At 63.1% G+C, this 26,652-nt stretch carries 22 protein-coding genes; 18 read left to right on the top strand and 4 right to left on the bottom strand.

Annotated features, from left to right (window positions below; all coding sequences use genetic code 11):
• Positions 1–31: 31 nt before the first annotated feature.
• The 4 genes from AB7M32_RS14890 to AB7M32_RS14875 all read right to left on the bottom strand — a co-directional run bounded on the left by AB7M32_RS14890 (position 32) and on the right by AB7M32_RS14875 (position 6,218).
• Positions 32–1,102, bottom strand: a complete 1,071-nt coding sequence (locus tag AB7M32_RS14890) for a lipocalin-like domain-containing protein (RefSeq protein ID WP_454250354.1) — start codon at positions 1,100–1,102, stop codon at positions 32–34.
• Positions 1,092–3,560: an FtsX-like permease family protein gene (locus tag AB7M32_RS14885; RefSeq protein ID WP_454252142.1), complete on the bottom strand. Its 2,469-nt coding sequence runs from the start codon at positions 3,558–3,560 to the stop codon at positions 1,092–1,094. Before AB7M32_RS14885 ends, AB7M32_RS14890 begins: the two co-directional genes overlap by 11 nt.
• A complete protein-coding gene (locus AB7M32_RS14880) occupies positions 3,560–4,228 on the bottom strand; it encodes an ABC transporter ATP-binding protein (RefSeq protein ID WP_454250353.1) in 669 nt (222 codons plus the stop codon). The genes AB7M32_RS14885 and AB7M32_RS14880 overlap by 1 nt, the downstream gene beginning before the upstream one ends.
• Positions 4,229–4,520: 292 nt before the next feature.
• The gene (locus AB7M32_RS14875; protein WP_454250352.1) at positions 4,521–6,218 is read right to left on the bottom strand and encodes a sulfatase-like hydrolase/transferase; all 1,698 of its coding nucleotides are present in this window, start codon (positions 6,216–6,218) and stop codon (positions 4,521–4,523) included.
• Positions 6,219–6,594: 376 nt separating this feature from the next.
• Here AB7M32_RS14875 and AB7M32_RS14870 point away from each other — a divergent pair, with 376 nt between their 5' ends.
• From AB7M32_RS14870 to AB7M32_RS14785, 18 genes are all read left to right on the top strand, one after another.
• Complete coding sequence (locus tag AB7M32_RS14870) at positions 6,595–7,959, top strand: UDP-glucose dehydrogenase family protein (RefSeq protein ID WP_072405253.1); 1,365 nt, start codon at positions 6,595–6,597, stop codon at positions 7,957–7,959.
• Positions 7,956–9,011, top strand: coding sequence for an NAD-dependent epimerase (locus AB7M32_RS14865; RefSeq protein WP_454250351.1), 1,056 nt, complete (start codon positions 7,956–7,958; stop codon positions 9,009–9,011). Before AB7M32_RS14870 ends, AB7M32_RS14865 begins: the two co-directional genes overlap by 4 nt.
• On the top strand, positions 9,008–9,754 hold the full coding sequence (locus tag AB7M32_RS14860; protein WP_454250350.1) for a sugar transferase: 747 nt from the start codon (positions 9,008–9,010) through the stop codon (positions 9,752–9,754). Before AB7M32_RS14865 ends, AB7M32_RS14860 begins: the two co-directional genes overlap by 4 nt.
• Positions 9,755–10,399 carry a CpsD/CapB family tyrosine-protein kinase gene (locus AB7M32_RS14855; RefSeq protein WP_092327372.1) on the top strand — a complete coding sequence of 215 codons (645 nt, stop codon included), beginning with the start codon at positions 9,755–9,757 and terminating at the stop codon, positions 10,397–10,399. It abuts the gene before it with no gap.
• Positions 10,400–10,419: 20 nt separating this feature from the next.
• Complete coding sequence (locus AB7M32_RS14850) at positions 10,420–11,475, top strand: polysaccharide biosynthesis/export family protein (protein ID WP_454250349.1); 1,056 nt, start codon at positions 10,420–10,422, stop codon at positions 11,473–11,475.
• A gap of 2 nt (positions 11,476–11,477) precedes the next feature.
• A complete protein-coding gene (locus AB7M32_RS14845; protein ID WP_072405258.1) occupies positions 11,478–13,070 on the top strand; it encodes a GumC family protein in 1,593 nt (530 codons plus the stop codon).
• Positions 13,067–14,170 carry a glycosyltransferase family 4 protein gene (locus tag AB7M32_RS14840; RefSeq protein ID WP_072405259.1) on the top strand — a complete coding sequence of 368 codons (1,104 nt, stop codon included), beginning with the start codon at positions 13,067–13,069 and terminating at the stop codon, positions 14,168–14,170. The genes AB7M32_RS14845 and AB7M32_RS14840 overlap by 4 nt, the downstream gene beginning before the upstream one ends.
• A complete protein-coding gene (locus AB7M32_RS14835) occupies positions 14,167–15,537 on the top strand; it encodes an O-antigen ligase family protein (RefSeq protein WP_454250348.1) in 1,371 nt (456 codons plus the stop codon). The genes AB7M32_RS14840 and AB7M32_RS14835 overlap by 4 nt, the downstream gene beginning before the upstream one ends.
• Positions 15,534–16,493 carry a glycosyltransferase gene (locus AB7M32_RS14830; RefSeq protein ID WP_454250347.1) on the top strand — a complete coding sequence of 320 codons (960 nt, stop codon included), beginning with the start codon at positions 15,534–15,536 and terminating at the stop codon, positions 16,491–16,493. The genes AB7M32_RS14835 and AB7M32_RS14830 overlap by 4 nt, the downstream gene beginning before the upstream one ends.
• Positions 16,486–17,622, top strand: a complete 1,137-nt coding sequence (locus tag AB7M32_RS14825; protein WP_454250346.1) for a glycosyltransferase family 2 protein — start codon at positions 16,486–16,488, stop codon at positions 17,620–17,622. The genes AB7M32_RS14830 and AB7M32_RS14825 overlap by 8 nt, the downstream gene beginning before the upstream one ends.
• A 12-nt stretch (positions 17,623–17,634) precedes the next feature.
• Complete coding sequence (locus AB7M32_RS14820; RefSeq protein WP_072405263.1) at positions 17,635–18,639, top strand: polysaccharide deacetylase family protein; 1,005 nt, start codon at positions 17,635–17,637, stop codon at positions 18,637–18,639.
• Positions 18,636–19,940, top strand: coding sequence for a lipopolysaccharide biosynthesis protein (locus AB7M32_RS14815; protein WP_454250345.1), 1,305 nt, complete (start codon positions 18,636–18,638; stop codon positions 19,938–19,940). Before AB7M32_RS14820 ends, AB7M32_RS14815 begins: the two co-directional genes overlap by 4 nt.
• A gap of 215 nt (positions 19,941–20,155) precedes the next feature.
• A complete protein-coding gene (locus AB7M32_RS14810; protein ID WP_454252141.1) occupies positions 20,156–22,051 on the top strand; it encodes a hypothetical protein in 1,896 nt (631 codons plus the stop codon).
• Positions 22,048–22,737 (top strand): N-acetyltransferase family protein, encoded by a 690-nt coding sequence (locus tag AB7M32_RS14805; RefSeq protein ID WP_454250344.1) that lies wholly within the window; start codon positions 22,048–22,050, stop codon positions 22,735–22,737. Before AB7M32_RS14810 ends, AB7M32_RS14805 begins: the two co-directional genes overlap by 4 nt.
• Before the next feature lie 82 nt (positions 22,738–22,819).
• Positions 22,820–23,509 (top strand): N-acetyltransferase, encoded by a 690-nt coding sequence (locus AB7M32_RS14800; protein WP_454250343.1) that lies wholly within the window; start codon positions 22,820–22,822, stop codon positions 23,507–23,509.
• 5 nt (positions 23,510–23,514) lie between these two features.
• The gene (locus AB7M32_RS14795) at positions 23,515–24,693 is read left to right on the top strand and encodes a GNAT family N-acetyltransferase (protein ID WP_454250342.1); all 1,179 of its coding nucleotides are present in this window, start codon (positions 23,515–23,517) and stop codon (positions 24,691–24,693) included.
• Positions 24,665–25,456, top strand: a complete 792-nt coding sequence (locus AB7M32_RS14790) for a carbohydrate deacetylase (RefSeq protein ID WP_454250341.1) — start codon at positions 24,665–24,667, stop codon at positions 25,454–25,456. The genes AB7M32_RS14795 and AB7M32_RS14790 overlap by 29 nt, the downstream gene beginning before the upstream one ends.
• 145 nt (positions 25,457–25,601) lie before the next feature.
• Complete coding sequence (locus tag AB7M32_RS14785; protein ID WP_454250340.1) at positions 25,602–26,540, top strand: alpha/beta hydrolase; 939 nt, start codon at positions 25,602–25,604, stop codon at positions 26,538–26,540.
• Positions 26,541–26,652 lie beyond the last annotated feature (112 nt).

Genomic DNA, 26,652 nt, shown 5'->3' with positions numbered 1-26,652 from the left:
GGTCGACGTTCGCGGGGAGTTCCGACGATTCTCAGTAGCCGGTCATTTCCAGGTAACCCGTGCCGCCCTGGTTGCCACTGAGTCGTACCGGGCCTTCCCAATAGGGAATGCGCAGGTCCATCCAGGCGTTGGGATTGAGTGCCTGGGTGATGACGTCGAGTTGCTTGCCGGGAATCTTGATGGCCCAGCGTACCGGCATCGAACGCCCGGCGACCTTGGCAGTGTCCAATGGCACGAGGCTGATCTCCCCGGCATGCAGGGTTTGCGCCCGTCCCAGGGCATCGATCCAGGTGCCTGTGAGGTAAGGCGCGCCGTCCTTGTGGCGCATGCGATAGAGCATCAGGTGCTCGCCATTGTCCAGGTGCAGGGAGAACCAGTCCCAGCCGGTCTGGTTGGCGGTCAGGGGCTGGCTGCTCCATTCGCGGTCGAGCCAGGCCGGACCGCTGACCGCGAAACGCTGACCGTCGATTTCCAATTCACCGCTGGCCTGGAAAAACGGCTGGCTGTAGTAGTACGACGCCTGCCCCTGTTCGGATTTCTGGCTGAAACCTTGATCGCCCTGCAGCACCAACGGGCGGCTCGACGTCAGCCGCAACGCATAGCTGAAGCGTCGGTCGTGCGCCTTCAATTGCATGTCCGCCAACGGCTCGGCCGCAGCAGCCTGGCTGGTGAATTGCCAGTCGTCGATCCAGGCATCGAAAGGCACCGCCTGCACCCCGGCCTGCCCCACTCCGCCTCGGGCATAACGCTCGGCGGCATGGTGCACGGTGGCGGAAGTGACCGCCGCATGGCCGAGCCAGATCGTCTGGTTGCGCCAACCGCTGGCCTGGGGCACGGCATCCAAGGCGCTGCGAAACAGCGTCCATTGCACACCGAAATCCCGACCCTGGGCATCCTTGAGGTTGGCAGTGACGTACCACCACTCGATACGGAAACCGTCATGAATGCCGTGGTCAGCCGGAAAACTGAACGCCCGCCCAGGCACGACGGGCGTGAACGCGACAGCCTGGGCGCCGAGGCCGGCAAAGCCCTTTTGTGGTGGCGCTGAGTCGTCACAACCGCTGAGCAACACCAGCAGCAACACGCCAACGTTAATCTTCATGGGCAAAGGTCCTCAGCAAATCCGCCGGTTGCGTGCGGTACAACGCATACAGCGGCCAGGCCGATGCCAGGAGCGTGGCGAGCATCGCCAGGGCCAGCAACTGCACCAATTGCAACGGGAACACCCGCAACGGCAGGCGCCAGCCGAAGGCCTGCACATTGATCACTGCGTCCAGGCACCAGGCCAGGGCAATCCCCAGCGGCAAGGCCAGGACCAGGGTCAGCAGCGCCAGCAACCAGGTCTGGCCGAGGTTGAGCAACATCAATTGCCGACGCGTCACCCCCAGCGCCCACAGCGGCGCCAACTGGCCGAGACGACTCTGGCTCTGGGTCAGCAGGCTGATGAACAACGCCACCCCTGCCACCGCCAGGGTCAGGCTGTTAAGGGCGGCGGTGGCGGCGAAGGTGCGCTCGAACACCTGGGTCGACCAGCCCTTGAGCCGGGCCTGATCGACGATGCGGCTGTCATCCAGGCTGAACCGGCCCTGCAACGCGGTCAGTAGCGCCGGGATCGCGGGCGGTTCGATGCGCAGGTTGAAACGGTTCGGCGTCAGCTGCGGCCAGTGCGCCAGCAAATGATCGGCATTGACCAGCACGTGGCCCTTGGGATTGCCGTAGTCGGCGTAGATACCGACGATGCGCAGTGCCCAGGGTCCCTGTGGCGTCGGCAGGGTCAACTGATCGCCGATCCTCACCTTGAGGCGCCGGGCCAGTTGTTCGCTGAGCATGAGGCTGTCGGCGGCGGCCAGCTGCTCCCAGGGCTTGTCGCCGGCCGATTCCAGTAGCGGCCAATGCTGGCGATAGTGCGGGTGATCGATGATGCCATGGATGTCCGTCGGCCAGCCCTGCAACGGGATCGAGACTTGCCAGAGGGGAACGACGGCAGTGATCGCCGGTTGTTGCTTGAGCCAGGTGTGCAGTTGCTCCGCCTGGACCGGAGTTTGCGGGTTGATGTACAACTCGGCGGTCAGCCGTTGTTCGAGCCAGTTGCTGAAGGTCTGGCGGAAACCGGCGGTCATGCTGCCGGCACCGATGTTCGCCGCCAAGGCCAGCAGCAAAGCCATCAGCGCCAGGCTCAGCGTCGGCAATTGCTGGCGGCAATCGGCGAGAAACCATTGCCCGAGCACCGAGCGGTTGCGGCGCAGTAGCTGCTTCAGCGCACTGCTGAGCAACACCGGCAGGGCCAGCGCCGCCCCCAGCAACAAGGCGGTCATCAGGACAAAACCGCTGGCCAGGCTGTCGCCCCAGACCAGCGCCGAGGCGGCAATCAACGCCGCCCCTGTCGCCACCCAACCCTGGCGTCGCAGCCAGCGCCCATGGGCCTGGTGCCAGGCCTGGGGATTGGCCAGCGCCAGCAGGGGCAAACGCGCCGCCCGCAACAGGCTGTCGGCCCCGGCCAGCAGGGCGCCGAGCAGGCTCAGGCCGACACCGCTGAGCCACCACCCCAGGCTGAGGTTCAAATGCCCGGCCACCTCGGCACCGTACAAACCCCGCAGGCTCGCCGCGACATCCGGCAACAACAGGCCCGCCAGCCAGTAGCCGCTGAGTACCCCGGCGATCCCGCCCAGTAAGGCCAGTGCGCCCAGCTCAATTGCCAGACTGGTGACCAACACCCGCGCACTGACGCCACAGGCCCGCAGGGTTCGCAGCAGGCTGCGGCGCTGTTCGAGGGCAAGGCCGATGGCGGCGTGAACGATGAACAGCCCCACCACGAACGATAAAAACCCCAAGGCGTCGAGGTTCAGGTGAAAACTTTCGGTCAGGCGCGACAGATTGTTTTCTTCATCGGCACGCGTCAATTGCAGCCGATCACTGAAGGCCTCCGGCAGCGCGGCGTTGAACGTGGCGGGCAACAACAACCGCGACAGTTGGTCCGGCAACCCGAGTACCGCTTGGGCAAAACCGATGTCCATCAACAGCACGCCCGGCGCCATGTCCACTTGGACATGCAGAGGCGGCAGCGGTTGCCCATCGACTGTACGAGGCCGGTCGCCCTCGCCCAGCCCCAAGGCCTGCAAGGTCTGCGGGGCGACCCACGTGCGACCGGGGTCGGTAAAAAACTCGACCACTTCGCTCATGTCCCGCGCCTGCCCCGCCAGGGCCGCGCCGGGTGGCAGCGACACCGGGTCGATGCCCATCAGTTGCAGACGCTGATCCTCGTGCCCTTTGAGCAGCACCCGGGCCTGCAACACCGGCGACACCGGCCAGCCTTGGCGCCGCAAATCGACAAACCATTGCTGAGGGAAGGTACCGCCACCGGGGGCATTGAGGCTGGCCTGGGGTTGGCCGCTGATCAATTGGCTGGCCCGGGCGTAGCTGTCCCGGGCCTGACTGTTCAGCGCTTGCACGCCGGTAAGCAGGCTGGTGGCGAGCCAGAGGCCGGTCAGCACGCTGAAGAATTGCACCGGGTGTTGGCGCCAATGGCTGAGCAGGACCTTGAGGGTCTGACGAAAGATCATCACCCCTGGGCCACCTGCGCCAACCGTCCGCCGTGCAACACCACGCGTTGGGCCAGGCGAGCCGCCACCCGGGGGCTGTGGGTCACCATCAGCAGACTGGTGGGGCTGCCCTCCAGCAGTTCCAGCAACAGTTGCAGCACTTCGTCGCTGGTGGCTTCGTCGAGGCTGCCGGTGGGTTCGTCGGCCAGCAACAAGGGCGGCCGCGAGGCCAGCGCCCGCCCCAGCGCCACTCGTTGTTGCTGGCCGCCGGAAAGCTGTTCAGGGTAACGCCGCAGCAACGCTGCAAGTCCGAGCCGCTGCACCAGATGGGCTTGCCAGGCCGCGTCATAGCGGCCGCACAGGCGCGCCTGGAACGCCAGGTTGTCTTCCACCGACAAGCTGCTGATGAGGTTGAACTGCTGGAACACCAGGCCGATTTCCGTGCGTCGCCAGTTCGCCAGCTGGCTTTCGCTCATGCCATCGAGCCGATATTCGCCACTGCGGATGCTGCCGCGATCCACCTGGTCCAGCCCGGCGACCAGGTGCAGCAAGGTGCTCTTGCCACTGCCGGACTCCCCCATCAGCGCCAGACTGCTGCCGGGCATCAGGGTCAGGTCGACGCCCTGCAGCACCGGCAACGGGCCTTGGGGCGTGGGGTAGCTTTTATAGACATCGCGGACTTCAAGCATGAACAGGCTCGATGAATGAACGTGAGGCTCAGAATAGCGGAATTAGCCGCAATGCCGGCCCAGGCGAGAGCTCGCGAAGGCGGTGTATCAGCTGGCAGTGATGTGGATGGGCAGGCCTCATCGCGAGCGCGCTCGCTCCCACAGGGCTCTGCGGCGTATGTGCATTTTGTGGCTGCCGAAAACCCATGTAGGAGCGAGCTTGCTCGCGAAGGCGGCGTCATAGTCGATGAAGATGTTGGATGTGCCGGCCTCATACGAGCAAGCCCACTCCCAAAGAGCTCAGCGTATAGGGTCAATGCCCCACCGCCATTTCAACCTGGCCGGAATGCGGGGTCACGATGCTGTTCAGGTCGATATGTTTCCACGCCGGTTTCGCCCCCAGCCGCGCGTTGAAGCGGTAGTTGAAGGTGAAGTCGTCATCGGTCGGCTGGCTCAGGGATTTTCCATAGGCCGATTCGACCCCGACCGGGTCATAGCCCATCAACTGCAACAGCGTCGGGAAGATGTTGTAGTGACTGGAGCGGTCCTTGTTCCGAGCCCAGGCATCGCGCCAATCGAGGGCCTGCAATGAGCGGCCCTGGATCACCACCAACGGCACCAAGCCTTCTTCGGCCACCGGGTCGCCGCCGCAGTGGGTGTTAAGCCCGGGATTGCCGCGCTCGTGCAGATCCTGGCCGTGGTCGGAGGTGTAGATCAATACGGCATGACTCAAATCGGCCCGTTGGAAGACTCGCTTGAAGAACTCGCCGACATTCCACAGCAGGGTGTTCTGGTAGGCATTGCGGTACAGCAGCCAGTCATCTTGCTGGCCATTGAAACCGTCGCGCCTGCCGGTATCGGCCACTTCCTGGAACTGCCCGCGCGGCAAGGCTGGGCGATAGTTCATGAAGTCGTCGGGGTATTTGTCGTGTACTGGAAAATGCGCCCCCACCTTGTTGATCACCACCAGTTCGGCCTGGTGGTCGCCCAACAGTTCGATCAACTTCGCCGCCGCCGCCATGTCGCGGTCACGCACGCTGGTCTGGTCGAATTGAATGAATTCGTCGATGTCCTGTTTTTCCAGGTCGGTCATCAGGTTCTGCAGATTGCCCCCAGTGCGCTGGGCATCGATGTAGACGGTGCGCAAGCCGGCTTGCTTGGCGTACTGCCAGATCGACGGCCCGGTGCTGTTGATGCGCATGTAGTCGGCGCGAGTACCGCCGTAGCGCAAGGTGACATTGGTGTCGGCGCTGCAGTTGGCGATGGAAGCCGCGTAGCCGAAATTGAAAATATCCACGCCCTCGGGCGGCGTCTTCAGACCGCTGTGCACGCCAGATGGCGTGTTGATATCCAGGTAATTGCCGCCAATGCTTTCATCGATGATCAACACGATGTCTTGCTCGATCAAAGACGATCGCCGCGTCAGGGTGACCGGTTCCCGGGGACCGATGGTGCTGTGCAAGGACTCGTAGGCGAAGAGATTCAAATAGGCCAACGGCGTGTACATCACCGGCAGGCCCCGCGCCCCCTCGCCCGCCCGCACGAACAACACGCCACTGAGCAACACCACGCCCAGCACGGGCGCGAACACCGGCAGATAACCGGGCACTCGCAACGCCCGCCGAGGCTTGAGGGCGATACCGAACAACAGCAACAAGCCGCCGATCACCGCTTTGATGATCACCTCGCGATACTGATAGGCCGCTTCCTGGATGAACCCTCCGGAGTACACCAGCGAGACGAACTGGCTGTAGGTCAGGTAACTGTCCGTGACCTGGGTGTACACCTCGAAAAAAACAGCTGAAACAAACAGCGCCAAGGCAAACACATGCCTGACCATCGTCTGGCGTATGTAGGCGCACATCCACAGCGCAACCACCAACAGCACGAACATGGCGCCGAACAGCAAGGTTGCCAAGCCCAGGCCCAACGCATCGAGACGGTCGAGGTAATAGGCGTACCCCTTGAGCAGGTACAAAAACAGCAGCAACTCCTTGAGGTAGCGGGCCATGTTTTCCTCGACCGGATCGCGGTGTCTAAAGCACTTCGTTCCTGCACGTTAGCAGCCGATTTTCAAAGCGCAAGAAATGCCTCCACTCAACCACGCGTCAAAAAAAAGTTGCCCCAAAAACGACACGAAAATAGGTAACAAAATATAAAAATCTATGGATAACGACCGTTTATCGCTTTGTTAAACGCTCTACACCCCCAGTAAAACAGCCACTTTGCTAGATCAGTCAATGACTTGATATCAAAAGGCCCGATTTCACTTGAATTGCCAACACTGACAACTGTCATTTTGCTGACACGCTTTTCTGAAGCTGCGCTATACCCCTCTAAACAGTTTCATCCGAGTTACATCATTCGGTCTGCGAGGCGCGCCAAAAATGGACGTGAGCGTATTTGGTACGGGGTATGTCGGGTTGATTCAGGCGGCCGCAATGGCCGACGTCGGACACCGCGTTTTGTGCATCGACATCGACCCGAACAAGATCCGGCAACTGCAACAAGCCGTACCCACCATCAGCGAGCCGGGGTTGTCCAATCTGCTCGAAGACAACATCAAGGCCGGACGCTTGTCGTTCAGTTCCCAGGCCAGCGACGCGGTGAATCACGGCGAGCTGATTTTCATCGCCGTCGGCACCCCCGCCGATGAAGACGGCTCGGCCGACCTGAGCCATGTACTGGCCGTCACCCGGCAAATCGCCGACTTCATGGACAGCGACCGCACCCTGGTCATCAAGTCCACGGTGCCGGTGGGCACCGCCGACAAGGTGGCCGAATGCGCCCGCCAGGCGTTGGCCCGGCGCGGCCTGAAACAGCTGAACGTGCGCGTGGTGTCCAACCCCGAATTTCTCAAGGAAGGCAGCGCCCTGGCCGATTGCATGCGGCCGGACCGGATCATCGTCGGCACCGCCGACCCGGTGGCCCGCGACCAGATGACGGAGCTCTACGCGCCCTTTTGCCGCAACCACGAAAAACTGATGTTCATGGACAACCGCAGCGCCGAACTGACCAAGTACGCTGCCAATGCCATGCTCGCCACCCGCATCAGCTTCATGAACGAACTGGCCAACCTCACCGAACGGCTGGGCGCCGACATAGAAGCGGTGCGCAAGGGCATCGGCTCGGACCCGCGCATCGGTTATCACTTCATCTACCCCGGCTGCGGTTTCGGCGGTTCGTGCTTTCCCAAGGACCTGCGGGCCCTGCTGCACACCGCCGAACAAAGCGGCATGCCGCTGCGCCTGCTGCGCAGCGTCACCGACGTCAACGACAGCCAGCGGCACATCCTCTTCGAGAAACTGGCGAAGCAATTCCCGGATGGCCTGGCCGGCAAATCGATTGCCATCTGGGGCTTGGCGTTCAAGCCCAACACCGACGACATGCGCGAAGCCCCCAGTCGCTACCTGATGGAAGCGCTGTGGCGCGAAGGCGCCCGGGTCCAGGCCTATGACCCGGAAGCCATGTCCGAATGCCGTCGCCTCTACGGCTATCGCAAGGACCTGAACCTCTGCGCGACCCGCGATGACACCCTGGAAGACGCCGACGCCTTGGTGATCTGCACCGAGTGGAAGAACTTTCGCGTGGTGGATTTCGACCTGCTGGCCAGCAAGTTGCGCGCCCGGGTGATCATCGATGGCCGCAACCTGTACAACCCCGAACACCTGGCCGCCGCCGGGCTGTTGTATCGCGGTATCGGGCTGCGCCACACCGTGCCCGGCACCCCGGCACCAGGGCCACAGGCGTGAACATCCTGGTCACCGGCGCAGCCGGTTTCATCGGCGCCCATGTCGTGTTGCGGCTGCTGCGCGACGGCCATCGGGTGTGCGGGCTGGACAACTTCAACGACTACTACGACCCGCAGCTCAAGCACGACCGCGTGGCCTGGGTGAACGACCAGGTCGGCACCTTCCCCTTGGCGCGGCTCGACCTGGCCGACGCATCAGCCATCGACGAATGGTTCCAGGCCCGGCGCCCGGACGTGGTGATTCACCTCGCGGCCCAGGCCGGCGTGCGCTACTCCCTGGAAAACCCGCAGGCCTATGTCGACAGCAACATCACCGGCTTCCTGAACATCCTGGAAAACTGCCGCCGGTATCCGGTCAAACACCTGATCTACGCCTCCTCAAGCTCGGTATACGGCGCCAATCCGCGCACGCCTTATTCAGTGCAGGACAACGTCGATCATCCGCTGTCGCTGTACGCGGCCAGCAAAAAATCCAATGAACTGATGGCCCATAGTTACAGCCACCTGTTCGGTATTCCCTGCACCGGCTTGCGGTTCTTTACGGTATACGGCCCTTGGGGCCGGCCGGACATGTCGCCGATCCAGTTTGCCCGCGCCATCACCGAAGACCGTGTGCTGCAGCTGTTCAACCACGGCGAGCACCAGCGGGATTTCACCTACATCGACGACATCGTCGAAAGCATCGCCCGCCTGATCGACCATGCGCCCCAGGTCACACCCTTGCTGGATCACGAACAACCGGGCCCGGCCACCAGCCGCGCGCCCTGGCGGATCTACAACATCGGCGGGCAACACCCGGTGGCGCTGCGCACCTATGTGGCGCTGCTGGAAAAACACCTGGGACGCACCGCCCGCGTCGAACTGCTGCCCCTGCAAGCGGGCGATGTGCTCAACACCTGCGCCGACGCCAGCGACTTGGCGCGGGCCACCGGCTTCAAGCCGGGCATCGAACTGGACGACGGCCTGGGCCGCTTCATCCAGTGGTTCCTCGAGTATTACCCACTGCCTGCCCACGCGCCGCTTGCGGCCCAATCTCAGCGGAGGAGTCTATGACCCGACATGAGCAAATCATTGCGATCAATGCCCCCGGACGCGATAAACGTGTCGATCCCGAGCACCGCAGGCGCCTGGACGCGGCCATTCACCGCCAAGGCCGTGGTTGGTTGACCGGGCGCGACGGCGGCCGGCCCTGGACAGTCTCGCGCACCAATCGAGTGGTGGCCAGCCTCGGCGCACTGGCGATCCTGGTGGTCTTCTGCCCGCTATTGCTGGGCCTGGCACTGCTGGTCAAGTTTTCCAGCCCGGGCCCGGTGCTGTTCATACAGAAACGCACCGGCTATCGCGGCCGGGTGTTCGGCATGTACAAATTCCGCACCATGGTCGCCGACGCCGAAGCCCTCAAGGAATCGCTGCGCCACCTCAACAAACACGGCGCCGATGCCATCGATTTCAAGATCGACAACGACCCGCGCATCACGCCCATCGGCCGGTTCCTGCGCCGCAGCAGCCTCGACGAACTGCCGAACCTGATCAACGTAGTGACCGGCGACATGCGCCTGGTGGGCCCGCGGCCGACCTCGTTCAACGCCTATCGCTACAAGGACAACCATCTTGTGCGCCTGAGCATCTACCCCGGCATGACCGGCCTGTGGCAGATCTCCGGGCGCAGCAATATCGACTTCGACCAGCGCGTGGAATTGGACCTCAGCTATATCGCTGAACAAAGCCTGTGGCTGGACTTGAAGATCCTGATGCTTACCCCCTTCAAAGTTTTCAGCGGCCACGGAGCGAGTTAAATGGACGGTTCAACGAATATCCTGACCATAGCCAGCCCGAGCGAGACCAACCTGACCTCGACCGTGCTTGACCCTTCCCTGCGGACCCTGCTCTTGACGTCCGCCAACACCGGCACCGGAACCAGCACCAGCGCCATGGCACTGGCCGCTCAGCTGGCGCAGATGAGCAACGGTCGCGTCTTGCTGGTGGATGCCAGCCAGTCACCGCGCAACCTCAGCCAGCAACTGGCGTTGCACAAGGAGCGCGGCTTCACCGACCTGTTGTTCAACAGCCTCGCCCCGCCCCTGTTGCAGGACTGCGTGGTGCAGGCGTCCAGCCTGCCCTTCGACGTGCTGCCCCACGGTCGCCTGGGCCGCAATGCCGAGCGCTTGAGCCCCGAGCGCCTGCGCCCGCTGTTCAGGCAATTGGCGGCGCAATACCGCTTTGTGGTGATCGACGCCGACGCGGTGTATTCGGTCAGCGACACGCTGGTGCTCAGCACCCAGGTGGATGGCGTGGTGCTGGTGGTGCGCGGTGAAGACACCCGCTGGGAAGTGGCCCAGGCCGCCCGCCAGCGTCTGTCCCAAGCGGGCGCGAAAGTGGTCGGCAGCGTGTTCAACCGCCGCAAGTACTACATGCCCAAGTGGCTCTACAACAACCTGTAAGCCTGCAAAAGGATGACGAGATGAACGCCAGAATGCTTGTCCTGCTGTTGCTGCCGCTTGCCGGTTGCTCCAGCACCAGCGATACCCGCTCGATGCCGGTGCAGATCCTCACGGCCGCACCGGCCAACGCCCAGGCCACCGACATGCCCAAGGTCGAACAGACCCTGCGGCCCCAGGACGTACTGGATGTGATCTTTCACATCAGCACCACCGGGCCCCAGGCCTATCGGGTGCAGGCGGGCGACCAGGTGGCCCTGAACTTCACCGCCGCCAGCCAGCTCAACGGCACGCAACAGGTGATGCCCGACGGCAGCATCGAACTGCCGGGGGCCAACACCTCGGTGAAAGTCGCCGGCCTGACCACCGACGAAGCCCGCCTGGCGGTCCAGCGTGCCTATGACCAAAAGATGCTGTTCCAGCCCAATCGCAACCAATTGACGGTAATGGTGACCAGCCCGCTGAGCAGCGAGACGAACCTGCGCAACACCCTGACCCACCCGGCCACCGGCATGAGCCGGGAAATCATCGTGGGCCGGGATGGTTACGCAAGCTTCCCGGAAATCGGTTCCGTGCCGCTGCAAGGCATGACCGTGACCCAATTGGAAACCTTCCTCAACGAGCGCTACGCCCAGTTGCCAGGCCACATGACCGTCGACGTGCTGCTCAAGTCCACCGCCGGCAACGAGATCTATGTTCTCGGTGAGGTGGCGCAGCCTGGTTCCTACCCGATCCGCCGGCCGATCTCGGTCCTCGAGGCCCTGACCCTGGCCCGTGGCACCAACGTCAAGGCCCGGCTCGACTCGGTGGTGATCATGCGGCGCAACGGCAACCAGGTCGAAGCCCGCCACTATGACGTGGAAAAAGCCCTGAGCGGCGATGCCTCGCAGATCGCCTACCTGCAGCCGGAAGACATGCTGTACGTGCCCAAGACCGGCCTGGCCAAAGCCGGTGAAATGGCTCGGCAACTGGCCGACGTGGTGCTGTTCCAGGGCGTTGGCGTCAGCTTGGGCTACCGCCTCGATAGCAAAGGCGACAACAGCAGATCCAGCACCAACACTTCTGCAGCAGGTAATTGATCATGAATCCCAAGGAAAATTATTTGCATGAGTTCTTCAGGATCTTCTTCGCCAACAAGCAGTGGGTGAAGCGCGTCTTCCTGATCTTCGCCGTGATCGCCCTGGTGCTGCCGTTGATGCTCAAGCAGAGCTTCGACATCACCGCCCAGGTGATCGTCCAGTCGAAAAAACTCTCCCAGGGCGACGCCACCACGTCGCTGAACCAGGAAAACGCCACCTTCATCCCGCCGTCCCTGGCGGACATGGAAACCGAGAGCAATATCCTGCGCTCACCGGCGTTGATCCGACAGACCATCAGTGCTCTGCGCGACCAGGGTGACTACACCCCAAGCCCGGGCATTCTCAACAAATGGGTGAGCGAGCCGCTCAAGAAGTACATCACCCAGCCCCTGCGCGAGTACGTCATCAACCCGCTGCGCGATGGCTTGGGCCTGGAGGTCGATCCGGTGCGCGACACCGTGCTCGATACGCTGACCGATGAGGCCATCGAAAACCTGAAGATCGAGACCCTGCCCGGCTCCAACGTCATCTCCATCGTCTACAGTTTTGGCGACCCGGCCCAGGGCACCCGCTTCGTGGCACAGCTGCTGCAGAACTACCTCAGCAACCGCCAGGACCTGCAATCGATCGAACTGCCGCAGACCTTCTATGAGCAGAAGAAAGCCCAATACCAGACCCGTCTCGACGGCCTGGAAGGCACTCGGCTGGGGCTGCTGGAAAACATCGGCTCGTCCGACCCCAAGGAAGAAATCACCTTCCGCCTGAACGCCATCAACACCGAAGAACAGGCCCTGAACCTGTACCAGGATCGCCTGCTGCAAAGCCAACGCTGGCTCGATTACCTCAAGACCAGTCTGGCAGCGGCGAACAGCTCCCGGTTCAATGACTACACCTTCCCGTTCACCTTCACCACTACCGTGGACAACATTGCCTTCGAGGACCGGGAGATCAAACAACTGGGTGAGCAACTGACTAGCCAAGTCAGCCGCTACATGAATGACCTGGCGATCTTCCAGCCCAGCAGCGAACCGATGCTGCTGGCCCGGGAACAGATCGTCCGCACGCGCCAGCAGTTCCTCAAAGTGGTCAACAACCGGATCCAGGAACGCACCACCGATCTGGCAGTGGTCAGTTCGGTGATCAATCAGAAAGTCGAACGCATCGCCGCCTTCAAGGAGCGCATCCATCAGTTGCAGGAAACCCAAAGCAAGCTGCGGCAAATGGACACCGAGATCAACGCCTTGCACGCGGCCTTCTCCACCTACGCCCAGCGCTTTGCCGAAGCCAGCACCGCGCGCTCGCTGGACAACGATCTGTCCAACGCCCGGGTCCTGAGCCCGCCGTTCGAACCGACCGCTGCGGCCTTTCCCAAACCGATGCTGATCATTGTCTTCGGCATGTTCAGCGGCCTGCTGCTGGCGATCGCCCTGGTCTATGTGCGTGAGTTCTTCGATCACCGCTTCAAGCACCCAGCGCAAATCACCCGCCAATTGGATGTGCCGGTGCTGCTGGTGATCAACGAACAGTCCCCCGAGCAGGTCAATCCGCACCGCAACTGGAGCCTGCCCAGCCTTGTCCATTGGGTGCGAAATTGAACGCGCCGTTCGACCCGCCCCGCCACAGCGGCCCCCTGTCGATCATTCATCTGCTCGACAGCGGTGGCTTCTATGGGGCCGAGCGGATGCTTCTCGATCATTGCCTGGCAACGCCCGGACAGCATCAGGTGCTGTTCCTGGCGGCGCCGCCGACGTTGATCACGCGTTTTCGCCAGGCTGGGGTCGATTGCCGTCACTGCGCCAGTTGGGCCGAGCTGTTGCAGCACCTGCGCCAGCGCCGGGACGAGCGGCCGCTGATCAACACCCACAACTTCAAGGGGCTGTTGTTCGGCTGGTCGGCGGCCACGCTGTTGCGCCTGCCGTTGGTGATTACCCAGCATGGCTTCACGCCGCGCAGCCCCAAGCAGCGTTTCTACACCTGGCTGAGCCTGCAACTGTGCCGCACCGCCTCGGTCAAGCGAGTGGTCTGCGTGGCCGAAAGCATCGCCACGCTGCACCGCCGGGCCAGCGTGCGGGCGGAGAAACTCGACGTGATCCCCAACGGCCTGCCAGCGGCCAGCACACCACTGGCCCACCGTACCGACCAGCAACGCTGGCGGGTCGGCTACGTCGGCCGGCTGAGCAGCGAGAAAGGCCCGGACCTGTTCCTGGACGCCATGATCCCCCTGTGCCAGCGGCATTCGTCGCTGCACGCGGTGATGCTCGGCGACGGCCCGGAACGCCAGACGCTGCTCAAGCGCATCACCGACGCCGGGCTGCCCACGCGCATCGAATTACCCGGCTACCAGACCGACATGAACGCCTGGTGGAGTCGCCTCGACGCGCTGGTGATCAGCTCACGCACCGAAGGCACTCCGATGATTCTGCTCGAAGCCATGCAGGCCGGCGTGCCAGTGGTGGCGTTCGGTGTCGGCGGCATTCCCGACGTGTTGCAGGACCGCCATAACGGCCTGCTCGCGGCACCGGCCGACAGTGCGGACCTGGCGGCGCAGATCGAAACGCTGTTCAGCGAACCGCCCCTGGCGCGGATCCTCGCCGACAACGCACGCCGCACCCAACAGGATCGCTACGACCTGCGCACGCTGGCCGAACGCTGGTCGCAGCTTTACATCCGCACGGCACGGGAGGCTCGCTCATGATTGTCCCACTCTCGATCATCAGCCTGCTGGGCCTGGTGTGCCTGGCGTTGCTGGCCAGCCCTTATCCGTTCCTCGCCCCGGGCGCGGTGCTCGGCCTGGTCGGCGTCGCCGTGCTGTACCGCAAGCCCGGCTGGGGTTTGCTGGGCATTGCCGCGCTGGTGCCATTCGAAGGCCTGTTCAAGGACAGCGCGTTTTCCGGCAGCAAGTTCTTTGGCCTGGCGCTGATCCTGATCTTGATGCTGCAACTGGCCCTGCACCAGATTCCCGCGACACGCTTGCGCAGCAATATCTGGAAGCCTCTGATCGGCTTCATGGTGCTGTATGGCCTGAGCCTGTTGCTCTCGGAAAACATGGACCTGTCCCTGACCCACCTGCGAGAGCTGACGGTGGGGCTGATTCTATTCGTGATCACCCTGCTGATCGGTCGCGAACTGAATCTGGACCTGTTCGCCCGCCTGATGACGGTGAGCGTTTCCACCACGTGCGTGCTCGCGATGTTCTCGGCCCAGTATCAGGATCAGGGCCGCGCATCCGGCCTGCTGGAAGACCCCAACGTCTTTGCGCTGTTGATTGCGTTCACCGTACCGCTGGCCTTGTGGCTGGTACTGCGCAGTCCGAACCTGTTGCACAGATTGTTCTGGAGTGCGGGGTTCATTCTATTGCTCGGCGGCATGACCAAGACCGAGTCGCGCTCCGGACTGGTGGTGCTGTTGCTCAGTCTGGTGATCGGCTTGTACCACTATCGTGCGCAGCTGCCGCGCATCCGTCCGCGGCACCTGGGCTTCGCCATGCTTGGGCTGGCACTGTTGATTCCCCTGGCGGTCGCGGTGATGCCCGCCGGCTACGTGGCACGCATCCAGTCGTTGAGCATCCTCAGTGCCGGCGTCAATGCCCACAAGGACGAATCCCTGGGCCGCCGCGCCTCGTACATCCTGGTCGGCAGCCAGATGATCCGCGAGAACCCGATACTCGGGTCGGGGCCCGGAACCTTTCCCCTGCACTACGCCCCCACCGGCTATGCCAAAGCGTTCTCGGCCAACCGCAAGCTGGGGGACCTGTATCGCCGGGCCCATAACACCTACCTGGAAATCTTCAGCGAAATCGGCGTGCCGGGCGGGCTGATGTTCGTCGGCATGCTTGGCCTTGGCCTGTACAACCTGCTGCACGCCCGTCGGCTCTGGCTGCAGCGCCGCGACTGGGCGCAGGCGGACCTGCTGACGCACCTGGGCATGAGTTTCCTGTCGCTGGGGCTGTTCCTGATGTTTCTCAGTGCGCCGAACCACAAGTTGCTGTGGATCATGCTCGCCCTCACCAGCGTGTTGCGCTACGAGGCCGAACAGGCCGCGCCACAGGAGGCTCGTCCATGAATGGCGTCAGTATTGTGATCCCGATGTACAACGAGGCCCGGCACATCGGCCGCACCCTGCAGGCGGCCCAGGAAGCAGCCCGCCAGGCGCAGTTGGAGTGCGAGTTGATCGTGGTGGACAACGGCTCCGACGACCACGGCCCGCGCATTGCCAACGAGCTGGGCGCGCGGGTGCTGATCGTGCCCGGCGTGCACATCGGCGCCCTGCGCAATCGCGGCGCCGCCGTCGCCAGGGGCGAATGGCTGGCGTTCATCGACGCCGACATCGAGATGCCGCCGGACTGGCTCAAGCTGTTGCTGGAGCTCGAAGGCCACCAGGGCGACGTACTGGGCCTGGACCTGGACACGCCCCGGCAGGCACCGTGGTTCGCCGAAGCCTGGCAGCGCCGCAGTCAACGTTCGGGGTCACGCCTCTTGCATCGGGTGCAGTGGCTGCCCAGCGCCAACCTGTTGATGCGCCGCAGTTGGTTCGAACGGATCGGCGGCTTCGATGAAACCCTGCGCACCGGTGAAGACAAGGATTTTTCCCTGCGCCTGCGCCAGGCCGACGCGCAGTTGCTATTGGTCAACGAAAGCGTGGCCCTGCACTGGGGCTACGAAGGCAGTTGGCGCGAGTGGATGAGCAAGGAGCTGTGGCGCCAGGGCAGTCATCTGCAATTGCTGCGCAGCCATGGCCCGAGCCTGCGCCTGCTGCGCTTCCCGGCCCTGTCCGTCGGCGCTTGGTGCTTGGACCTGCTGGCCTTGCTCGCGGTGTTCCAGGGGCAGTTGCACCTGGCGCTGATGCTGTTGCTGGTCACTGCGCTGCCGCCTCTGCTGCTGAGCCTGCGCCAGAGTCGGCGCGACCCGTGCCTGACCCTGCAATTGTGGGCTTTGCATGGGGTGCGCCTGCACCTGACCGGCGCCGCCTTGCTGCTCAACCTGTGTCATTGGAACGTCAGGAGACCTGCCCGTGGCTGAGTTCATTTATTGGTCGTGCCTGCTACTGCCGGTGTACGCGTACCTCGGTTACCCCTTGATGCTGAGCCTGCTGGCGCCGCTGTTTCCGCTACGGCGCTACGGCAAGGCGCTGCCGATGGACGTGAGTATCGTCATTGCCGCCCACAACGAGGCGCGGCACATCGAGGCGAAGTTGCGGACCTTGCTGGCCCAGGACTATCGAGCCCATTCACTGCAGATCATCCTCGCCAGCGACGGCTCGACCGACGACACCGTGGCCTGCGCACGCCAGGTGATCGACCCGCGCATCACCGTGCTCGACCTGCCGCGCCAGGGCAAGGCCGCCGCCCTCAACATCGGTGTCGCCCACAGCCGCGGCGAGATCCTGGTGTTCACCGATGCCGACAACCAATGGGCCGTCGATACCCTCGGCCACCTGCTGGCGCCGCTGGGCGATCCGGAAGTCGGCGCCTGTGCCGGGCACATGGAAATCCCGGTGCCGGGCAAGGGCCTGAGCCTGGGCGACAGCCTGTATCGCCATTACGAAGGCTGGTTGCGGCGGGTGGAGAGCCGCACCGGTTGCATGGTCTCGGCCGACGGTGCCCTGCTGGCTTTGCGTCGGGCGCTGTTCCAGCCGATCCCGGCCCAGGTCAACGATGACTTTTTCCTCAGCACCTGCGCGCCGGCCGCTGGCAAGTCCATCGTCTACGTGCCAAGCGCCCGGGTGACCGACCAGGGCGTGGACGAAGCCGATAAACAGTTTCGCCGGCGCCAGCGGGTCACCGTTGGCGGGTTGCAAAGCCTGGCCCAGCGCCGGGAGCTGCTCAACCCGTTGCGTCATGGCCTCTATGCCATCGGGCTGATCAGCCACAAGTTGATCCGTCGCCTGGCGCCGGTGTTGCTGTTGCCCCTGTTGCTGAGCAATGCCTGGCTGTGGAACGACCATCCGTTCTATCGCTTGAGCCTGGTGGCGCAGTTGCTCGGCTACGCCATGGCACTGATCGGGTTGATGGACGCCGGCCACCGTTTGCCCCGGCCCTTTCGCCTGGCGGCGTTCGTGTTGGTGACACTGGCGGGCATGAGTATCGGGCTCTTGCAGTTCCTGCGGGGTCATCGCTACAGCCAATGGAACCCCGAGCAGAATCGCTAAGGAGAAGAGCCGATGTCGATCAAACAAGTCTTCAAGCGCACCGGCGGCTGGCTGTACCTGAACACGTCCCTGGGTCGCCACCCCCTGCGTGGCGCCGGCGTGATCCTGATGCTGCATCGTGTCCTGAACAACGACCGCGCCGCCGAATTGCCCCATCGCAACGAGCTGTGCGTGGGGCCCGACGCGTTTGAACATTTGCTGATCTGGCTGCTACGGCATTTCGAGTGTGTGCCGCTGATGAGCTTGTTGCTGGCCGATCCTGAAAGCGTCCCGAACCGCCCGCGGGTGGCCCTGACCTTTGACGACGGCTGGCGCGACAACGCCATGAATGCCTTTCCGCTGCTGCGCCAATACCAGGTGCCGGCGAGCATTTTCCTGTCCACCGATTTCATCGGCAGTCGCCAGCACTTCTGGTGGGAAAGCATTGGCGAGACCCTTTGGGGCAGCCATGGCCAGGTGGCCCGGCATTCGTTGATCGAGCACTTGCAGCACGCCGGCCGCCCGTTGCCGGTGCTGCTCGATGACATCGACGACGAGCGTCGCAGCCTGGCGTTGCTGCATTACCTGCAAAGCCTCAAGAGCCTCGATCCACACACCTTGAGCGAACTCACCGACGCCTGCCCGCAGGGTTCCCAACCCCAGGCCCTGGACTGGTCCCAGGTGCGCATGCTCGAAGATTCCGGCCTGATCCGCTTCGGCCCCCATGGTGCCAGCCACGCGATTCTGACCGGGCTGGACGACCAGCGCCTGCACGAAGAACTGACACGCAGTTGGACCGCCCTGGAAAACGGCTGCGCCCAGCCCTTGCCGGTTTATTGCTACCCCAACGGCGATCACGATGCCCGCGTGCGCCAACAGGTGGCGGCCCACGGTTTTAGCTTCGCCCTGGGCACCGAGGCGGGGCTGTATCGCCCCGACGGCGATCCGTTGAACTTGCCGCGCTTCGGCGTCAGTCAGCGCAATGCCCAACATCCTGAATTGCTAGCCTGGCGCATTCGCCGAGGGACACGCCCATGAGCCGTGCTCATTACCTCAAGCATCTGGCTCTGAGCATGGGCACGCGCCTGGCGATGATCGGCCTGCGTCTGCTGCGCAATGTCCTGCTGGCACGGATTCTCGGGCCCAGCGAACGCGGGTTGTTTGCCTTGCTCAGCACCCTGCCGGACCTGATCAGCGCCGCCACCAGCGGCGGCCTGAATTCCGCCGTGGGTTATCAGGCGGCGCAGCAGCGCTCGATGGGTCTTTTGCTCAGTCAGGTGCTGGTCTTCGGTTGCCTGTTGGCCGGGCTGCTGACCGTGCTGGTGGTGGCACTGGTGCGCGAGTTCGGCGGTGAACTGGACATCACCACGCAACTGGGATTGCTCGCCTGGCTGCTGTTGCTGGCCGTGCCGCTGACCGTGCTCAAGAGTGGCCTGCTGACGCTGCACAACGCCTCCGGTGGCGTGGGCGCCTTCAATGCCTTGCGCCTGCTGGAATCCCTGGCGCCCCTGCTGTTGTTTATTGCGCTGTTCTGGCTGTGGAAGGACGCGGCCCTGGAAGCGGCGCTGATCAGTTGGCTGGCGGGCCTGAGCCTGGTGGTGCTGGCCGGTTGGGTCTGGCTGCGCCGGGATCAGGACATCACCCTGCAATGGGATCGCGCAGGCCAGAACGAGCTGCTGCGCTACGGTGCCCGCAGCCACCCGGACCTGTTGTTCCAGCAAGTGATACTGCGCTCGGACTACCTGTTCATCGGCGCCTTGCTGGGCAGCACGGCCGTGGGTCACTACGCCATGGCCAGCGCCGCCGCCGAACTGCTGCTGATCGTGCCGGAAGCCGTCACCACACCACTGATGAAACGCCTGCTGCAACAAGACAGCGACATGCAGCGCCTGACCCCCCTGGCCCTGCGCCTGACCGCCACGGTGATGCTCGGCGCTTGCCTGAGCATGGCGTTGATCGGCCAATGGCTGATCGTCACCTTGTTCGGCGCCGACTACCAGCCGGCGTATCCCGCCTTGCTGGCGTTGCTGCCGGGCCTGTTCGGGCTGTGCTACGCGAGCATCCTGCGCCTGGATCTGCTGGGCAAGGACCGACCCGGCACGGTGTCGTTGCTGATGGGCCTGGGCGCGCTGTTGAACCTGGCGCTGAACCTGATCCTGATCCCCCGCTACGGCATCGTCGGCGCTGCCGCCGCGTCGTCAATCGCCTACCTGGGCGTGACCCTGGCGCTGCTGGCGATGTACTGCCGCCTCAGTGGCGTGGCGCTGTGGCAGACCCTGATCATCCTGCCCAGCGATTTGCTGCCGATGCGCCAGATGCTGCTGGGGAAATCGGCATGAGCATCGCTGTCCGCCAAACCGCCATCGCGAGCAAGCTCGCTTCCACAGGGTGCGGGGTTGTCCTTGTGAAGGCGGTGGCTCAGCTTGCATCCAGGGTGAATGTGCCGCCCTCTGTGGGAGCGAGCTTGCTCGCGACGGGGCCGGCGCGGTGGCGGAGGAAGGTGGCTGCCGGCCTGTACCTCTGGGGCCTGGCCTTCTTGGCCCATGGCGCGGCCATGCAATGGACCGGCATCCGCGATGGCAGCCTGTACCTGCAGACCGACCGCCCGGACTACGTGACCGTGCGCTGGGTACCCGCCTGGCAGGCCGACGCCAACACAGAACACCTGTACCTGCTCGACGGCCAAGGGCGCCTGGTGGGTGAACGCCTGATCAAGGCCGTCCAGGAACGTGGCGAGCAGCAGTGGCCTTTGCTGCCGGGGGCCGCCAGCTATCGCCTGGAAATTCCCGGCTACAGTTTCCGCCGCTACACCGTCGAACACGACGCCCATACCCGGGCGCTGTTCGCCCCGGCCAAGGTGCATTTCAATGCCGAAACCCACGACGGCGATGAGTTGTATTTCAAGGTTGCCCCTGGCGAACAGGCCGTGCTGGCGGGCAAGTTCCACGGCGGCGTGCGCAGCCTGCAAGCCCGGCGCGTCGCCGATGGCAAACAGGTGCAGTTGAACCTCAAGCCGTATCCGGCCTATGGGCAGTTCGATCAAGTGGCATTGCCCGTCGCCAATGTCGAGCAAACCTGGCGCCTGCAATTGCAGGGCAACGGCAAGGCGGCATTCTGGCTGGATGGCACGGCGAACCTGTTCGCCCAAGACCCAGGGCATTTGCAACCGCTGCGCCAGGACCCGGGGCAGGTACGTCTGAAACTCTATGACGACGTCCTGGGGATAACCCCGAAGCTGGGGGTCTACCTGCCCTACGTCATGCCCCCGCCATCGGCCTACCCGGTGATCGAAGCCCTCAAGCCCCAGGCCGCCAGCTACTACAGCCTGGTCGACATCACCGCAGACAGGCCGGACCATGAAAATCAGTTTCGGCGCCTGTACCAGGACCGCTTCGGCATCACCCGGGACATCACCCTGCTGGCCGGTAGCGCGCGCAAGGCCGACCTGCGGGCCGACCGCGTCAGCAACAACGGTTTGCAAGCCTGGCTCATGGCGACCCGCGCCTTGGGCGGCAAAGGCATCCACTACCTCAGTTTCGCCGATGAGCCGAACCTCAACTACCCGGATTTCGCCAGCTACCAGCAGGTGTTCGAGAGCATGGCCAATCAGGTTCGCGCCATCCCCGCCAATGCCCGTGCCGGGGTGCGCATTGCCATACCGGCCAGCTCTCGGTTCACCAATGGTCCTTTGGCGGAAAACGCCGCTGAGCGGCGCGGGATCGATTGGGCGCGGCGCTTGCTGGCCAACTACGGCGACCAGATCGACGCCCTGGCCTGGCATGAATGGATGATCCGCGATCTGTTGGCGACCCGGGTTTATCGCAACAGCGTTCGCCGTGCAGCCGGCCTGGTGGGGCTGGACAGCAAGGGCCGGCCGAACAAGGCCTTGCTGCTGGACCAGACCAACATGTCCAGCGGCTCGAGCCTGAGCCCTTACGACCAGGAAACCCACTACGCCGCCCTGTGGTGGACGTCCGTGGTCATCAACGCCTCGGCCGACGGCTGGCTGGAGATGCTCAACTGGTTCATGCTCGCCGACGAACCTGAATACCCCAAAGGCATGGTGCGAGTGCTGGACAGCCAGCGCTTCGAACTCAAGCCGGTGGGTCTGGCCCAACAGTTCATCCAACAGCATTGGCTCGACCAGGTGCTACGCCTGGATAACGACGCCTTCGAAGTCGACGTGCTGGCCATGGCCACCGACGCCAGGCGCAGCCTGCTGGGCGTGAACAAAAGCACGCGCCCGCAACAGGTCAGCCTGGACGGTGGGCCCTGCCCCCAGGCGAAAGCCGAACTGGTGTATTTCGGCCCCGACAACCAAAGCCGCAGCGCCCCGTTCAACTGCGAGGCCGGGCAGATCCGTTTTCTCCTGCCAGGAGAAACCGTGTTCGCCCTGGGCTGGACCGCCCTCTCTTTCCCCCACCCCGCCACCCGTCAGGAGGCACCATGAGCGTTCTGCAAGCATTACGTGATGGCATTCAGAAAAAAGGCCTGCGAGCCGTCCTCAAACAGCTGTTCAGGCGCTACGTGTTTTTCCACACCCGACTGGTGTGGCTGGAGCACGATGTGCGGACCCCACTCCCCCCGCATAACCTCAAGCCCTACCCACCGATGCGCCTGGAGTTCATCACGGTCGACAATGCCGATGCTTTTGCCCGGCACTTCGGCGACCGCGTCGAAACCATGCGCGAGCTGGCGGCCGAAGGCTACACAGGCTTGATGTACCTGGACGCTCAGGGCGACACCGTGGGTTTCGCCTGGGCCAGCACACGAGACTACTTCGACCGGCATTTCTATCGCTGCAACTTCCCGATCAAGCCTGGTGAGTACTTTCAGTTCGGTGGCGAGATGATCCGCGCCTACTGGGGCTCCAGTATGTCGGCGGACATGCAGGTGCAAATGTGGAAAATCATGGTGGACAAAGGTTGCGACACAATGGTCGATGTCTGCGATTTGCAAAACACCCCGGCGATCAAGATGCACCTGCGCATGGGCTTCCAGGAACGCGGCAAGATCACCCACGTGTATCGCCTGTTCGGTCGCTGGCGGTTTTTCCGCGACACCTTCTACCACGGCTCGGTACTGGACGCCTTCCGTAAACCGGCGCCACCGCTTGCATCGACTGCGCCGGCCTGATGTCCATGGCGCGCTAACCATCCCATCGCGAGCAAGCTCGCGACGGGGTCTTTTCCCAACCCGCCCCTCGCCAGGAGGCACCATGAACATTCTGCAGAAATTGCGTGATCGCATTCGGAAAAAAGGGCTGCGCACTGTTCTAAATCAGCTGTGCAGACGCTACGTGTACTTCCACGAACAGCTGGTGTGGATGGAGCGCGATCTGGTCAGCCCGATACCGCCCAATAACCTCAGGCCCTATACGCCGTTGCGCCGGGAACGCATCACCATCAGCAATGCCGATGCCTTCGCCACCTACTTTGGCGACCGCGTCGAGACCATGCGCGAACTGGCTGCCGAAGGCTACGCCGGGCTCATGTATCTGGACGACAAGGGCGACACCGTCGCTTTCATCTGGGGCAGTACACGGGACTACTTCGACCGCCATTTCTTTCGCTGCTGGTTTCCGGTCAAACCGGGCGAGTTCTTCGAGTTCGGCGGTGAGCTGTACCGCGCTTACTGGGGGACCCAATTATCGGTGGATATACAGCTGGATCTGTGGAAAGCCATGGCCAAGCAAGGTTGCGACAAAGTGGTCGATGTCTTCGAGCTGCGCAACATTCCAGCCGTCAAGCTACACCTGCGCATGGACTATCAGGAGCGCGGCCAGATCACCCATATGTATTGCTTGTTCGGCCGCTGGCGGTTCTTCCGTGACACGTTCTATACCGGCTCGATCCTGGACTCTTTTCGTAACCCGGCCAAGCCGGTTGCATCCACAGCGGCGGCCTGACGTCCATGACAATCCGGTTCCAATGGTGTCGCTCCCTGGGCGCGGAGGACTTTCCTGTATCAGCTTATGAACAGCTGCGAACCCAGGTGGCCGACGCAACCCCGTTCAATACCCTGGCCTGGCTGCAAGCGGCGGAATTTGCCCTGTTGCCTGATCAGCAATTGCATGTGTTACTGGGCTGGCAGGACCTAGACCTGTCGCTATGCCTGCCCCTGGTTTCGGGATATGAGCGTATCGGCGGACTGCGGTTCCGGGTGTTGCATCACTTGGGTTACCCCTTGGCCGACCGCATCGCCCTGCTGGCGCGCCTGGACACCGAAGGTATGGGCCAGGCGCTGATGCAGATCCGTCAGCAAGTGCCCCACGCGATGTTGCAACTCAATGAAGTGGTGGAGCCGGTCGGCGAGCAAAGTGTCTTGAGTGCCTGGATGGCAATGAGCTCGACCGGAGAGCGACGACTCAGTTGCCGGGTTCCGGTGCACCTGATCAGCGAAAGCGACCATCAGGAAATCTCTGGCGATCCACGCTACAAGTTGCGCCGGGCGCGCAAGCGGATCGCCGCTTGCGGTGCCGAAATCCGCCGTGTGACACCGGACGCCATCAGCATGGGGCAGCTGTTGCGAGCCCTGGCCGACGTCGAGGCCGCCAGTTGGAAAGGCGAGGAAGGTGTCGGCATCTTCGCCGACCCCAGGCGCCGGCAATGGATGAACCATGCCTTCACCGCCCTCGCCGCCCAAGGTCTGGTACGGGTGGTGATGCTGGAGCTGAACGGTGAATGCATCAGCTATCGCCTCGGCCTGCTGGACCAAGGCCGATTGTATGACTACAACCTCGCATTCCTGCCGCAGTACGCCGACCTGGGCAGCGGCCGGGTATTACTCGAAGAGTGGATTCGCTGGGGGCTGGACGAAAACTGGCGATGGATCGATGCGTCACGGGTCAGTCTCGACAATTCCAGCCATCAATTGCACGAACGCATGACCGGACAATTGGAGCACTGGCGTTGGAGTTTTTATTCCTGGCAACTCGGTGGCCTGATCCTCGGGCTCGCCCTGCGACTCTGGAAAAGTCTTAAACCCTGGCTTCGTAAACACCCTCGCCAAAAAAACACGGCAACGGATTCATCCTCTACCCCCAAGGAACAGAAGATCTCACATGCCCCGCCAAGTGATCATCAACGCTGACGACTTCGGGTTGAGCCGCAGCGAAAACACGACAATCGTTCGAGCCTTCGAAGCAGGGCTGATCAGTTCCGCCACCATCATGGCCAATACGCCGGGCTTCGAACAGGCATGTGTATTGGCCCAACAGCCCCGGCTCAAGGGACGCATCGGCCTGCATATCAATCTCAGCCATGGGCAGCCGTTGAGCCAGGCCATACAGTCGCGCCCGGCGTTTTGCGATGCGGACGGCCAGTTCAGCTTCAGCCTGTCACGCTATCGTCTGCATCTGGGCTCAAAGGACCTCGCCGCCATACAGGACGAACTCCAGGCGCAATGGCAACGCTGCCTGGACCACGGTTTGCGCCCAAGCCACCTCGACTCCCATCAGCACGTGCATAACATCTGGCCCATCGGAGCATTGGTGGCGCGCTTCGCTGCGCGGCAAGATGTGCCCATTCGCCTGGCGCGCAACCTGGGAACCAACCTGAATGTCCCCAAGCGCATCTTCAAGACCTTACTCAACCGCCGCCTGCGTCGCCTATGCGGCGCGACGGCCGACTATGTCTGCACGCCAGCCGACTTGCAGCACGCCGCCGCACCGGATCATGGTTTGCTGGAAGTGATTGTTCATCCCATGCAACTGAATGGGGATTTCGGCGACACCTACCTGGCACCTGGCTGCTCGTTGACCCAGGTGCTACATCAGCGCCTGGCGGGGGTGCCGAAGGTGGGGTATGGCAACACTGAGCGGACGGTTGAACTGGTTGAGCTTGAGAAGGCGTAATCCCCCCTGTCATGGAGGCTTGATCGTGGGGGGATTTTCTAACGTCGAAAAGCGCACTTCAGACGAATGACAGTCGCAAATCCCTGCGCCGCTTTCGGAGAATCTGCTACAAGGCATCTTCGGTTTCGACTAGCGAATGGCATCGATGTCTTCACTCTTACTTTCTGGCCTGAAACGCCGCTGGTTGGTCTGGCTGTGCATGATCGCATTGGTGGTCGGCCTGCCGGTGGGCTGCGCTGTGTTGCAGCATAAGGAGCGGGAACTGGTCTTTCGCATCGAGCCGGGGACGGCGAGCTGGTTCAGTGGGCTGCCCAGCGGCGTGCAGGAGTTCGACCTCAAGCCAAAAAGCTTCAAGGCCGGGGAAAACATCCACGGCTGGTGGTGGCCGGCCGAACGCAAGAACGCGCCGGCCATCCTGTATTTGCATGGTGTGCGCTGGAATTTGACCGGCCAGTTGTTTCGTATCCAACAACTGCGGGCGCTGGGCTATTCGGTGCTGGCCATCGACTACCGGGGCTTTGGCAAAAGCCATGGAGAGCTGCCATCGGAAGCGAGTGTCTATGAAGATGCGCGCATCGCCTGGGAGCGTCTCGAAGTGCTGCAACCGGACCCAGGCCTGCGGCTGATCTATGGTCACTCCCTGGGTGGCGCCGTCGCGGTGGACCTCGCTGCGCAGCTCGGGCAGAAGGCGGCGAAGGATGGCAAAGCGCAGGTCCGGGGCCTGGTGATCGAATCCACGTTCACCTCCCTGGGCGATGTCGCCACCTCGATGGCGAATACATCCCTGCCGGTGCGCTGGCTGCTGTCGCAGAAGTTCGACTCCATCGACAAGATCGGCGAGATCAACATGCCACTGCTGATTGTCCATGGCGCCGCCGACCGCTACGTGCCGCCACGCTTCAGTGAGCAACTGTTCAACGCCGCCCGGGAGCCCAAGCGTCTGCTGCTGGTACCCGGGGCAACGCATAACAACAGCATGAGCCTGGCGGGCAAAAACTACCGGCAGGCGTTGGATGCCCTGATGAAAAGCGCTCCCGCCCCCATGGCCGGAAACGCCTCCGCCGGCCCGGTCAAAGCGGGCTGAGCCACGGAAATATCCACGTCCCTCTTGTGGGAAGCGGTGGGTCAGTGATGGAAATGTTGGGTGTGCCGCAGCCATCGCGAGCAAGCTCGCTCCCACAGTTGAGAACACCTCG

The organism is Pseudomonas sp. R151218B TE3479 (genome assembly GCF_053629195.1).
Note: the sequence above shows the minus strand (reverse complement) of the source record. Positions and strands in the feature narration are given on the sequence as shown.